Source organism: Paenibacillus sp. 276b (genome assembly GCF_900107875.1).
GTDB lineage: Bacteria > Bacillota > Bacilli > Paenibacillales > Paenibacillaceae > Paenibacillus > Paenibacillus marchantiae.
The window spans coordinates 131,869-143,987 of sequence record NZ_FNRR01000002.1; the positions used below are offsets into that span (position 1 = coordinate 131,869).

Sequence of the window (12,119 nt, forward strand, 5' to 3'; positions counted from 1 at the left end):
TCATGGAAGAGGATCGCTTTTTGCTGTCTACATTAGGAAATAGCTCGCTCCGGACTTATTCTGAGGGAACGGTTCGTTATTAAAAACTTTAGATTAGGAGTTGGCGAAGATGATTGTAGAACGTGAGCAATCTTATGTTCAGTTCTCTATATAATTCCAAACTTTGGACGCGTTTCCGTGTTAATTAGGTAAAGGAGGGGATGCAGAATGACGACAACCACACTGGCTGAGCAGGAAGAGGCGCGTTTGTATGACGAGTTGCGACGTACGCTGGAAGAAGTGGAAGAAGGAAAGCAGCGGCAGAAAATGTTGAAGCGTATGATCGGGCAAATCAAGTTTGCCAAATGGCGGAAGGAACGATTTCACTGGTTTGATCAATACTTCCTGAATGTAAGGCCAGTAACACTTTGGATCATGTTAGCCACTGGGGCGCTTATGCCAGTAATGTTGTTCAGCATTTTTATATGGGTATCCTTGTGGGTGGAATGAATCATGATTGATTAGGGTAAATACCTTTGAATGAATAGCATGTTAAAGGGAGGGCAGTGGCATATATAGAAATTATGTGGACAGTTACTGCCTACTAACTTTATTAGGATAAAGCTAAATTTATTTCCTCACGTATACACGCAAAAGTGTGAGCTTATTACTGGTAACAACTGCCTAAGTACTTGAATGTACCTACTGTCTACTACCCAAAAGGATAAAGACTTTGTACTCATTTTTCAGTTGTTATGTACACGTCACGCCGAAGATGCACTATAATGATTCTACTTCTTTTGGAAAAAGAGGATGGAATCTAGTGAAGTGGTTCCTTATTACATAATTAAAGAGCCGAGTATATCTACAAGGCTCTCAGATAAAAAAATCGTATATGTTTGTTTGAGTTAAGTAGAATTCATTTATTGAAGAGGCTTGATTTCATCTGGCACTGAACCCGTTTTGACTTCATAGGTATCATAATCGACCATAGTGAATATTTCCTGATCTTTGTTTCCTTTCACATATCCAGTTAAAGAAACGGTATGGGATAAATCAGCGGGAATAAATTTATGGTCTGTGAATTCAACATCAATTCCATACTTTTCTTTAAAGTAGGCTTGGCTTGCTACCTGAGCTTTTTGAATAATCTCTTTTTTCTCGTTTGACATACATCCTCCTAAAGTGAATGATATGGCGCAGATCATTAATATAAAAAGTAATCCTGATTTTTTCAAGTAATCACCTCATATTCCTAATGTTGTCGTTTGATAATGTGCATTATACAACTTCCGTTAACTAGAAGAAAGGGTGAATAGGATGGATAAATACATGACTGACGAATTATATTTAAAAATATCTGAGCTTGCATATACGGATGTTCCTGCAGGTCGTAGTGATATTTTGGACAAGGATGAGTACAAGGATTGGAGAACGGTTGAACCAAAGGGTGCAAGTCTGCATAGTGCGTATTCAGGATTTGATGCTATAGTTCTTGAGAATCCCAAAACAAATCAAGTTATCATCGGTTATAGAGGTACTGAACCTGAAGGTATTATTGGAAAAGCAGCTGATATTGAGACAGATGCCTTCGATGTCGTAGGTGGCAGAACCAGAAGGCTTGAAGATGCGATAACCGATCCAGAACGTCATAATATATTTAAAAATAGTCCCTTCAAGCTTATGAAGGATAACATGGATTGGGAAAATAATCAGTTTCACCAAGCTGAGGAATTGTATGAGGCGGTGAAGGAGGCGTACCCTGATTCAGACATTTCATTGACGGGTCATTCCCTGGGTGGCGGTTTAGCTCAATATGTAGCTGCTCGTCAGGATGTGTCTGGGATGACGTATAGTGCTCCTAGTGTAACGAATCTCCTGGATGATGTCAGTTTGTCCAAGGTGAATGAGGGTCAGTTTGATAACAAAATGGTTAACGTGGTTCATCCCAATGATTCTGTAGGGGCTGGGGGAATAAGTGAATATGACAGGCACGTAGGAAGTACCGTGTATAAGGGTCAGGACTTTGACACCGCTAATGCGATGTATCAGAATTGGAAATTTCAGTTTCAGTTAAAGGTTCCTTTTCAGCCTCTGGGTGCAGGCTCGCCCATGTTAGTTCATGACGTAAGAATAGGTGTGGATCTGGACAAGCTTCATGTTGGTGATATTATAAGATTTTTTGATTCATTCTCGAAGGACGAAGGCAAAGGGTATCATTCCATGGATCAATATGAGTTTGATGAGAATGGAAATCTAAAAGGACCACTAATAGACCGGAACACTGGTGAAACCATTGATATTTCTCCTAGGTGGACGGCCCATCAGGAGGCATTAGCCACCTTCTCCAATTTGATGGCAGGTATTGTTCCTCCGTTGATCGCAGCAGCTACAGGAATTGTTAGTGGTAAAGGTGGGGGCAAGATTCAATTAACACCGGAAGAGTTAGCGCAGGCTGCTAGGGAGATGAGGCTAAGTTTAAGTGGCTTCTCGAATGATGCCCAGGCTTCGATTCAGATGTTTCAGACACATATATCTACCAGCGAAAGTCAGTCCTTTACACCCATCGCCTATAACGCAACAGCAACGTTACAAGCAATCAATCGTTGGTATCAGGAATCCATCAGCGAAATTGCGGAATATATTGAACGTAAAAGAGAAGATTTTGTAATCGCAGACCAACACTAATGCATTTCTACATAGAAGGACTAACAGGAGGAAATGAGAAATGGGCAGAATATCCGTATCCTTGTCTGATTTAAGAAGGGCTGTTCAGCAATGTGAGCAGTTGCAGCAACGGCTCATGCAGCAGGAACAGAAAATGCGCTCCATTCATGGCCGATTGAAGCAAGACTGGATCGGTACATCTGCAACAGAGCTGACACATAAGATGCAGTCATTTATGGATGGGGCATCTGCAAAGCTGAATGAACTCGAAGCTCATAAAGAAGAACTGATGCGATATATTCGTAAAATGGAGGAAGCGGACAGAGAAGATCGCAGGGATCGCAGCAGGGTACAGTAATACCTCTTTACAAGAAAATAGTTAGATAGGAATGAACCTTCCCACCTAACTATTATGCTTTGTTTTTTTATACAGTGGAGCAATGCTATCCGAGTAGCCGATACAGATTAATGTGTGGCAGACTTAGCCTTGTTTAAAGTCTGAATTTTCTCTAGCATGTACTGGTGGTAATCGCGAAAACTGCCAATGTGGTGCAAGGAATCGGAATTTTCAGACTGAATCTTAATTTTGCCGTCCTGAGGCAGTTTTTTCATCTCAGCAACCACTTCTTTCGAGCCTTGAATATCTCCAGCCATCTCCTGAATTCGTTGTAATAACGTTGGATGGCCCTCATGTTGCAGCATTTCAGCGAGAGGTCTCATTTCCTCCAGCTTCTGGGTGGATCGTTCAAGGGTGGTCATTACTTTGTCTTCATCCATGCTCGCATTTAGCGAAACCATGCGATGAATATGATCCTTTTCCATCCGTTCCAGCGCTTCCAGATGGGAAGCCTCCAGTCGTTTGGGATCGCTCCAGCTCTCGGTTTGAACAGTATCCTTCTGCTGTGAAGCATGGTTCATATTGGCATTGCCACAGCCCCATAACAGAGTCGAGCAAGTTAACACCGTTCCAACGGCGATGATGCTTTTTAACCTCATGTTGTCACTCCTTCAATAATTTCCTTATGGTAGTATGAGCCGTAAAATGGTAATTATGCATACAAACCAATGGATCAGAAGGTCCAACTTTTTAGCATGGGTATTGTTTATAGAGTAAAAGGGTTGTTTGTTACAAAGGGGGAAGCTTATGAGACTGTACACTAACAACATTTGGAAATGGAGCACGACGCTGTTGTATCCACTGCTAATATTCTTAGTTTGGAGCTGGATGGTTCCACTTCAAATGTGGTATCTGTTAACCATTTCCATTGTGTTTTGTTTTCTGTGGAGCGGGGTGAAGGAGTTGTTTATCTCTACCGGACTGACCTGCCTTGTTGCCATCCCGTGCTGGTGGTACTTCATTGAGCTTCCCAAACCATCGTTTGGTGCAGAGAATTTTGCCGCTCATCTGGTGATGATTGTGCCGCTTTTTATATTTGTGGTGCTACTGCCACAGACCCTGATTTTGACCACACGTATGCGAATAATGGAGTACTATAGGCAGAATGGAAAATAGTCTGATAGACGGTCGCTGCCTAGTGATGGATACGATAATTTAACATCATTAATGACTTCCTAACCTGTATGGTTGGAGGTCTTTTTATTAATCAGTAAGGAATAAACTATTTATATTTCCATATCCATCCTGTAAAATCTTCTGATAAGGTTATTCAAGTTGGGAGATTACGTTCATGCAATCAGGAGGGCATATGAGCAAGAGGAAAAATGAGAAGTTATACAATTATTTATTATTATTTTTGATTTTATATGGAGTTACTTTGTTTATTTGGCCTATGGCTCTTTTTGGACTTGGTATGTCCTTATCGGCACCGTATCCACACACATATGATACTTCCCGTGATCTAATGGTTAAAATTCTTTTCACCTATCCTTTAGGTGTATTATTCGCGATTTTTTATTGTGGGATCAGTTACGAGAACGGGCGATATAAAGCCCCTTACTGGGTCGTTCATGTTCCATTACTTTGGCCTGTTTCATGGATCGTAGTAGAATATTTAGGATTAAAATTTAGCTTTTAAAGAAAAGAAGGTTGCATTGGCATACATCCCTGGACAACGAAGATTAGATGATCTGACGAAAGTTATGAAACGTTTCAACCCCTACACAAAGTAATCGCAGCATCAACCCAAACAATCCCCTAGTCCGTTTCATACGGCAGGGGATTTGTTATGGCTACACTTTCCTACGGAATTTTCCCGTATATGGAATCGTAATATGAATGTCCAGCTTCTGAATGGAATCTTCCGTCAAGATCATCTTTGTGCCGTTGTTGGACAGCTTGCGCCACAGGCCTGGATTTTTGCGATAAACCTTCTCCTGAAGTCCATAGACATCGACTCCACGTTTCAGACCTTCGTGATACGTTTGTAAGATTTGCTCCCGCAGTGTCTTCTCGCTGAATTGGACCATCTCGTCATAGGAAACAGGGGTGAGATATTCATACAAGGCGGTCAGGTATTTGGCATCGATGTTGAAATGAACCTCATTCCCACGAATGACGGGTACAATTTTGACGTTGGGCAAACCAACGCTGAGCGCGCCATAGATGGTTCCTTCGTTTTCAATGATCAATGGCGCACGCCGCATATCCTTAAGTAACCAGTGAAATCCAGGAAGCTTGCTATGGGGCAAATATTCAAAGTCATCCCCGGTTCTTTCAAAAAAAGCACCGTCAATCATAAACAGCTCATAATTCTTTTTGTTCTGCGACCAGTGCTCCTTGTTCAAGGTGATGCAAGGCAGATAAGTTGTCGTGGACGCATTGTTATGGGTGGCAATGAGTTTGAAACTGAGCACTGGAGGAAACAGCGATTCTTCCAGGAACGAGGGAAGAGGGTTATGCAGAATGCTATCCAGCGGTGACAAATTGTATATGGACGTGGCACTCAGAATATTTTCCAGTGGATCGCGAGTGCCGTATACCCAGGTTGTGTAACGTGATTCCGGAAAACGTCCAAGCATGTCAAACACTTCCTTAATATGCTTGCTTGTCAGGATACTTTCGGCCATGACAATGGCCGTCACATGGCCCCAGGCGATATGCAGCTGGGAACTTCGGAACAGTTCGTTTACCGCCAGATTCAATGTTTTCCCCGACGCATGTCCAACCCATACAGGTGGAGCTTCCGCAGTTTTGGTTGAACTTTCGCTTTTGGCTACACTGGTAAAGTCCATGCTCTGAACATACATATGGTACAACCCGTCTTTGTAATCGATCCCGATCGCTTTGGCATAGTCCACCTGTTGGATCTCATAGGCACTCCAGCACCCGCTGGTCACAAAACAAAGAGAGAGACTTAGCAGCCCTAGCAACCATCGTTGTACAAGCCGCTTCATCGCTCATTCCCTTCTTTGCGCGGCTCCTGCGTTTCCAAATAGACAGGTCTGCGTTTCATCCATCCTTTCGGAAGTTTGAACAACGAGGCCAGCGCCTGTCTGAAATTAAGCGGACTGAGCGGCGTCAGATAAGGAATGCCGAACGATTTCAGATCGGTCAGATAGATCAGGAACAGGATAATGGACAGAATGAACCCGTAGATGCCAAGGGATGCCCCCAGTACAAAACAGAAAAAACGCAGAATCAGAACAGAACTGGTCATGACCTGATTCACAATCGTTGCGCCGGCCACTACGGTTACGGCAATGACGACAATCATGAGCGGGGAAACCATGCCTGCACGGATGGCCGAATCCCCAATAATCAATCCGCCAACAACGGTCAGCGTCTGACCAATAGCGCTGGGAAGCCTCACCCCTGCTTCCCGGAATAGCTCCATCAGAAGCATAATGAGAAACATTTCCACACCAGACTCCATAGGTAAACCCATGCGCCCAACCGAAATCGTGGCTACGAGCGGAAAGGGTAGCTGGTCCATGTGAAAAGAAGTCAGCGCAATATAGAAACCAGGCAAGAACACGGTTATTAATAGCCCGATAAAACGCAGCATACGGCCCACATTCACCGGAAGAAACGGGAAGCTGGCATCCTCAGGGGATTTGAGAAGCAGAAACAAATTGACGGGTCCGATGATGACGCTGGGATTGCCATCCACGATAATGACGAAACGTCCGTTCAGAAGACATTCCGCCGCAAAATCAGGTCTGCCCGTGTAGTGGGTTACCGGAAACAATGTGACTTTGGAAGGGGACAATAATTCCTCTAGTTCATTGGCGGTCATAATGCGTTCGATATCGATTTTGCGCAGCCTATTCTTCACATCATCAATCAGCTCGGGATTGGCAATGTCCTTAATATACATCAGGGCAACTTTGGTCACGGAGCGAGAACCAATTAATTCAATATTACAGGCTAATTCGGCCGTACGCAGGCGTGTGCGAATTAACGCAATATTGACTGATAGTCGTTCGATAAAACCATCTCGTGCCCCGCGGATCGATACTTCCGTAGTGGATTCATCCGGCGACCGTGTAGGAATGTTGGATATATCCATGCTCCACATCTTCTGGATGGAAGGAATGCAGATGAGCATATGCCCCTCAAACACTCGCAGGGACATGAGTTCCTTTCCCAGCGGATTGTTCTGTATGTCTATACTTGTCCATTGCAGGGTAATGGACTTCTCGATATCCGATGCACGAACAAAGTGAGTACTCTCGTACGTTCGCGTCAGTTCGGGAAGAATAATATCATATATGGATTTGCTATCGACCATACCGCTGCAATACACGATGACAATCTGCTGCGGAGACTCCCCAATCATATGACTGCTGATGATAACATCGTCTGAACCTGTAAAAAACGTCGTCAGATTATGCTCATTGATTCGGAATGGTTCAGCCAGATGGGGGTTCTTCTTTGGTGTGGTTGTGAGCGGCATGGGCGGGAGCCTCCTTGTCTTTTTTGTGTATAAATGCGGCGAGGGTCAACAGGACTGTTACCGTGGATACATAGGTCAGCATCACGGGAAATTGAATATGGTTTACATAATAGTCAACGTAATCAATTCTCCACCACTGTACAGCTATGGCGCACATGATGAAGGTGACGATTAGAACGGCAACGTACCTTTTCTTAGGTCTGCGAAAATCGAGCAGGTCCACAATAAGATAGATGGAGATCGCCACTCTGGCAAATGAACCACTTAGCCATTGATAGATGGACAAGAAGTCCACGTGCTGGAGCAATTTCCCTATATTCACCAGCTTCCATTGCTCATAGGGGCTATTTCGTTGTTTCGCAGCTTCCTCCGGACCGAACTCAACGATGGCTCCCAGCGTTGGACCAATCGCCATACTGAGCATGAATAACCCGAGCAGCAGAAGATGCCACCAGCGAATTTTACTTTTGATATCGTGTTGGAACAGCATCAATATCCAGATTTCCATCAGTCCGGCAAGCGAATAGATCATGCCCCTCAGGACAGGACCGGCACCGTATTCCATGATGGGAAACAACTGACCATAGTCCTTGTATTTCATGTTGGCTGACATCACGAAATATCCAAGCAGGATCACGAATGGAAGTAGCAGACTTGAAGTCATGGCAATGGAACGAATACCTTTGGCAGCCGCCCAGGCAGCAACCAGAGCACCCACGCCTGCGAGCACATAGGGTGGGGTGAATTGAAGATAGGTAGATACCGTCCAGTTCGTTGTTTCATATAAGGTATGTGAGCCGAGTGCAAGCAGCATGAGTGAGGCAGTAATACGGAATATCCATGAAGGAATTGCGCCAAATTCCCGCGTGATCCAGTCAGTTAAGCGCTGTCCGCGTACCCGTCGGATAATAACGAACATCATACATAGAAATAACAAAAAGAAGGGAGCAGCAGCGACTACCGATAGCCAGCCATCTCTGCCTGCATAATCCAGAATTGCTGGAATGGACAGAACATGGCACACGAGGCCTGCACTTAACAAAATGATGGAAAAGGACAGCCATATCGTGATTTCTCCCTTTTCACGGCTCATGGGAATCCTCCTTTCCGTTCAAGGAAGTTTCCGTTAGGTTGTACAGGAAATGGATTTTCGATTCCTATTTTATTTTTTTGAACAATAGAAGACGAAACAAGATAGACGGAAGAGACAGAAAGCATTAACATACAGATATAGCAAGTTTAGAAGACAAGCTCCAAGCGAAGTATAGAGAAATAGGAGGAAACCTACGATGACAAATACAACGAAGGCACCTGGAGAGACGAAAGTTGGCTTTATCGGTACAGGCGTTATGGGCAAAAGCATGGCAGGGCATATCCAGCAGGCAGGCTATCCGCTGCATGTCTATACGCGCACGGCCGCCAAAGCGGAAGCGTTGGTGAAGGAAGGTGCCGTATGGCATGACACACCAGGCAAACTGGCAGCCGAGTGTGATGTCATCATCACGATGGTGGGGTATCCGAAGGATGTCGAGGAGATTTATCTTGGTGAGGATGGTCTCGTGGCAAACGCCAAACTGGGCTCGTACCTGATTGATATGACCACATCCAGTCCACTGCTGGCTGAACGGATCTATGAAGCCGCGGAGGCTAATGGACTGCATGCATTGGATGCACCGGTTTCCGGTGGGGATATCGGTGCACGGGATGCCAAACTGTCCATTATGGTAGGTGGTAGTACGGAGGCCTTTGAAGCGGTTCGTCCGTTGTTCGAGCAAATGGGCACCAATATTGTGCTGCAAGGCAAGGCCGGAGCAGGACAGCATACCAAAATGTGCAACCAGATCGCCATTGCTTCAGGCATGATGGGTGTTTGCGAGGCACTCGCTTATGCCAAGACATCCGGTCTGGACGCGGAGAATGTGCTGAAAAGCATCGCTACCGGTGCAGCCGGAAGCTGGTCACTTAGCAATCTCGGTCCGCGCATGATCGCAGGCGATTATGAGCCTGGATTCTATGTGAAACATTTTATCAAAGACATGGGTATCGCTCTCGAATCTGCCAAAGCCATGGGTATGAAGACGCCAGGGCTGGCCTTGGCTGAATCCTTGTATCAGGAAATATCCAGCAACGGTCTGGATGAGAAGGGTACACAGGTGCTTTACACATATTATTTACAGGCTTAATCCTAACAACCAAGACAACAGCGTGTTCTTTTTCTTCAATAGAAAGGAATGCGCTGTTTTTATAAAAATTCTCCTTCCCGTATGCGTCTAAAGTCACAGTATTGGTTAAATATTGGTATATACTTTAGTTGAACAATGGATTTTTGGTCCTCTTCCCTTTATTTTTGCCCCTCTTTATCCGACATAAGTAATAGAAGTATACATAATGGATGTGCGAAACCCACACTACATAGAACGGAGCTTGCCCATGTTCAAAAAAATCCTGTCTCTGTTCAAGTCACAGCCAGAGCTCGCGAACCAGATCACAGCTTCCGCTTCATCTTTACCGTCAACGGCTCCCATTCCCACGCGTATGGTACGCAGTAGACGCAAAAAAACGAAATCAGATGGAGATTGGACCCGTCAGCCAGAGGAACCAAGCACTGCCCAGCAGCTGCATGCTCTTCCGGGTGAATACAAAGTGCTGAACGACTTGCTTGTTGCCAATACCAAGTCCCGCTCGGGTTACTCATCGATTGATCATGTCGTCATCGGTCCGCGGGGTATCTTCGTGATTGAGACACGAAACCTGACGACGGGTGAGATTCGTGGTGGTCGAAGAGAGGCCAACTGGACAGTCAGCAGCAGCCGAATCAAGATGTACAACCCATTGATGCAGCACCGAGGGCATGTGGAGGCCATTCAGGCACACCTCGGCGATTATAAAAGGGTTCGTCTCGTCTCCATGGTGACCTTCACCAATCGCTGCCGGATCAGTGTTGATCCCGCTGTGAGATATGTCAATTCGGATGAACTGATTATCTATGATCATGAATTGGTGGAGACCATTCTGCGCAAAACGGAAAGGCTTGAGACCGAAGTCCCCGAAACGTTGTATAAAGAACAGGATATTCAGGCGATCTACAACATGCTGTCCGCAGTCAATTCCACGGATCCCCAGATTCGGGCTGATCATATGGAGAAGGCGAAAGGCATTAAATAAGAGGAATCTGAATCTGTGGCAACATCCATGCGCGATGAATTGAAACGAATAATGCAACATAGCCAGTCAGACTTATCAACACGGTTGTCCTTCATGGATGACCGTGTTTTTTTGTTCTCTCCGTAAGTGAGAATAGGACAGGCAGAAATGTAGCATGAGCATGAGCATGCAGGCACATTGTCTTATACACCCAGTATTTAACTTATGATAAAATAAAGACCAGATTTCATAGTGATCTATCTATGTTATCCGAAAGGATATTTATGGAGTGAACTGTTCATGGATTGAAGTAGAGGTGGATGTAATACAGGTACATACAGAAGATAAGGGGAAGATTATACGATATGAGATGGAATCATAGAATCAAAATGTTTACGGCCATTTTCAGCTTGGTTGCCGTTCTGACCGCATGTGGCGGTGGGGCGAAGGAAGCAACAACGAAGGAGCCAATCCAGGATGCTGGTACAGTAGCAACAGCGACCAATAGCTCGGACACATCGACGGCTGACTCGTCGGCTGCAGATACGAATGCAGAAGACTCTGCGGACACCTCCTCAACTTCCGATACAACAGGGGCTTCATCTGAAGAAGGCAAGATTGGAGTGGACTCTACACTGGAGGAATTGAAGCAGAAGTATGCGGACAAGCTTGGCTATATCCGTGTGCCGCTTAATGATCATCCGGTGCGCAGGGTAAGTGAAGAAGGCTCCAAAAATATTAATATCGCCAACTATAGTGATGCGGTAGTGAATATGAACACAGGTATTCCGATCCATTCCGATTCACAGCGTTTGATCGATGATGCCTTTCCTTTTTTCACAATCGTTCAGGCACCGGAAGTGTCCTATGTGTCATGGGAAGAAGCAACCAATCTGGAGCGTGCCATGGTGAAGACATTGTTTATCTCTCGTCAGGCGCTGTTACTCACGGAGGATGCCATGAAGAACAAGGATTACACCAGTCAGTCCTTTACGGACTCGATGGAATTTTTCAAGAATGCAGCGGAGTTTGACTCCATGGCACCTGTCGCGCAGCATACGTATGACATCACTTTAACAAAACTTTACGATAAAGCTCGCGAGTCGTGGGCCAAACTGGCTGCAATAGATCCGGAACAGGACGAAGCTGCATTTGCCGAGAAGTATACGGAAGCCAGAACAGAAGCGAATAACGTGATGGGGCTGCTGAACATTTTGCTGTCCACCAATGAAGAAGAACGTTTGGAACAGACGTACGGCAAATAAATGTGATCTGTCGTTGTAAGAGTAAGTTTGCTGTAACTGGAACATTTCAATCGAAAACAAAATCATCGCACCTGGGCAGTCTGCCCAGGTTTTTTGTTGCAGATGCATGTTCTCTCACCGCCTATTTCAGGTTAATAATAAGATGGAAAGAAGATATTAGCGATTTGAAGGTTCAAAATGCGATATAATAAGCGTATTGGATACGTGA

General features: G+C 45.0%; 13 protein-coding genes. 8 read left to right on the forward strand and 5 right to left on the reverse strand.

The window, feature by feature from the left end; genetic code table 11:
- The first annotated feature begins 207 nt into the window (after positions 1–207).
- On the forward strand, positions 208–489 hold the full coding sequence (locus BLV50_RS11430; RefSeq protein WP_090807754.1) for a hypothetical protein: 282 nt from the start codon (positions 208–210) through the stop codon (positions 487–489).
- A gap of 413 nt (positions 490–902) precedes the next feature.
- Here the strand turns inward: BLV50_RS11430 and BLV50_RS11435 are convergent, their stop codons facing one another.
- Entirely contained in the window at positions 903–1,217 is a 315-nt protein-coding gene (locus BLV50_RS11435) for a DUF1433 domain-containing protein (RefSeq protein ID WP_125477260.1), read from the reverse strand.
- 94 nt (positions 1,218–1,311) lie between these two features.
- On the opposite strand from BLV50_RS11435, the gene BLV50_RS11440 reads away from it, so the two are divergent.
- Positions 1,312–2,667, forward strand: coding sequence for a Tle-like phospholipase domain-containing protein (locus BLV50_RS11440; protein WP_177031169.1), 1,356 nt, complete (start codon positions 1,312–1,314; stop codon positions 2,665–2,667).
- A gap of 40 nt (positions 2,668–2,707) precedes the next feature.
- Positions 2,708–3,004 (forward strand): WXG100 family type VII secretion target, encoded by a 297-nt coding sequence (locus BLV50_RS11445; protein ID WP_063565971.1) that lies wholly within the window; start codon positions 2,708–2,710, stop codon positions 3,002–3,004.
- 107 nt (positions 3,005–3,111) lie between these two features.
- On the opposite strand, the gene BLV50_RS11450 is transcribed toward BLV50_RS11445, so the two are convergent.
- On the reverse strand, positions 3,112–3,642 hold the full coding sequence (locus BLV50_RS11450; RefSeq protein WP_079695040.1) for a hypothetical protein: 531 nt from the start codon (positions 3,640–3,642) through the stop codon (positions 3,112–3,114).
- 148 nt (positions 3,643–3,790) lie between these two features.
- On the opposite strand from BLV50_RS11450, the gene BLV50_RS11455 reads away from it, so the two are divergent.
- Positions 3,791–4,159, forward strand: coding sequence for a hypothetical protein (locus BLV50_RS11455; protein WP_090807760.1), 369 nt, complete (start codon positions 3,791–3,793; stop codon positions 4,157–4,159).
- 193 nt (positions 4,160–4,352) lie between these two features.
- On the forward strand, positions 4,353–4,682 hold the full coding sequence (locus BLV50_RS11460) for a hypothetical protein (protein ID WP_143038112.1): 330 nt from the start codon (positions 4,353–4,355) through the stop codon (positions 4,680–4,682).
- Between the two features lie 154 nt (positions 4,683–4,836).
- Here BLV50_RS11460 and BLV50_RS11465 read toward each other — a convergent pair whose 3' ends face one another.
- The 3 genes from BLV50_RS11465 to BLV50_RS11475 are packed head-to-tail and all read right to left on the reverse strand — an operon-like array spanning position 4,837 to position 8,595.
- The gene (locus BLV50_RS11465; RefSeq protein ID WP_090807764.1) at positions 4,837–6,000 is read right to left on the reverse strand and encodes a Ger(x)C family spore germination protein; all 1,164 of its coding nucleotides are present in this window, start codon (positions 5,998–6,000) and stop codon (positions 4,837–4,839) included.
- A complete protein-coding gene (locus BLV50_RS11470) occupies positions 5,997–7,502 on the reverse strand; it encodes a spore germination protein (protein ID WP_090807766.1) in 1,506 nt (501 codons plus the stop codon). Before BLV50_RS11470 ends, BLV50_RS11465 begins: the two co-directional genes overlap by 4 nt.
- A complete protein-coding gene (locus BLV50_RS11475) occupies positions 7,459–8,595 on the reverse strand; it encodes a GerAB/ArcD/ProY family transporter (RefSeq protein WP_090807768.1) in 1,137 nt (378 codons plus the stop codon). The genes BLV50_RS11470 and BLV50_RS11475 overlap by 44 nt, the downstream gene beginning before the upstream one ends.
- Before the next feature lie 196 nt (positions 8,596–8,791).
- Here BLV50_RS11475 and BLV50_RS11480 point away from each other — a divergent pair, with 196 nt between their 5' ends.
- The 3 genes from BLV50_RS11480 (at position 8,792) to BLV50_RS11490 (ending at position 11,911) form a co-directional block, all read left to right on the forward strand.
- Positions 8,792–9,685, forward strand: a complete 894-nt coding sequence (locus BLV50_RS11480) for an NAD(P)-dependent oxidoreductase (RefSeq protein ID WP_090807770.1) — start codon at positions 8,792–8,794, stop codon at positions 9,683–9,685.
- Positions 9,686–9,932: 247 nt separating this feature from the next.
- Positions 9,933–10,667, forward strand: a complete 735-nt coding sequence (locus BLV50_RS11485; protein ID WP_063565963.1) for a nuclease-related domain-containing protein — start codon at positions 9,933–9,935, stop codon at positions 10,665–10,667.
- Between the two features lie 344 nt (positions 10,668–11,011).
- Positions 11,012–11,911: a hypothetical protein gene (locus BLV50_RS11490; protein ID WP_090807772.1), complete on the forward strand. Its 900-nt coding sequence runs from the start codon at positions 11,012–11,014 to the stop codon at positions 11,909–11,911.
- Positions 11,912–12,119: the final 208 nt, after the last annotated feature.

Excerpts from the sequence above, each read along its gene's own strand:
- BLV50_RS11485 (WP_063565963.1), top strand. The coding sequence starts at position 9,933 with ATGTTCAAAAAAATCCTGTCTCTGTTCAAGTCACAGCCAGAGCTCGCG.
- BLV50_RS11455 (WP_090807760.1), top strand. The coding sequence starts at position 3,791 with ATGAGACTGTACACTAACAACATTTGGAAATGGAGCACGACGCTGTTG.
- BLV50_RS11475 (WP_090807768.1), bottom strand. The coding sequence starts at position 8,595 with ATGAGCCGTGAAAAGGGAGAAATCACGATATGGCTGTCCTTTTCCATC.
- BLV50_RS11480 (WP_090807770.1), top strand. The coding sequence starts at position 8,792 with ATGACAAATACAACGAAGGCACCTGGAGAGACGAAAGTTGGCTTTATC.
- BLV50_RS11465 (WP_090807764.1), bottom strand. The coding sequence starts at position 6,000 with ATGAAGCGGCTTGTACAACGATGGTTGCTAGGGCTGCTAAGTCTCTCT.
- BLV50_RS11470 (WP_090807766.1), bottom strand. The coding sequence starts at position 7,502 with ATGCCGCTCACAACCACACCAAAGAAGAACCCCCATCTGGCTGAACCA.
- BLV50_RS11445 (WP_063565971.1), top strand. The coding sequence starts at position 2,708 with ATGGGCAGAATATCCGTATCCTTGTCTGATTTAAGAAGGGCTGTTCAG.
- BLV50_RS11460 (WP_143038112.1), top strand. The coding sequence starts at position 4,353 with ATGAGCAAGAGGAAAAATGAGAAGTTATACAATTATTTATTATTATTT.
- BLV50_RS11430 (WP_090807754.1), top strand. The coding sequence starts at position 208 with ATGACGACAACCACACTGGCTGAGCAGGAAGAGGCGCGTTTGTATGAC.
- BLV50_RS11440 (WP_177031169.1), top strand. The coding sequence starts at position 1,312 with ATGACTGACGAATTATATTTAAAAATATCTGAGCTTGCATATACGGAT.
- BLV50_RS11490 (WP_090807772.1), top strand. The coding sequence starts at position 11,012 with ATGAGATGGAATCATAGAATCAAAATGTTTACGGCCATTTTCAGCTTG.
- BLV50_RS11450 (WP_079695040.1), bottom strand. The coding sequence starts at position 3,642 with ATGAGGTTAAAAAGCATCATCGCCGTTGGAACGGTGTTAACTTGCTCG.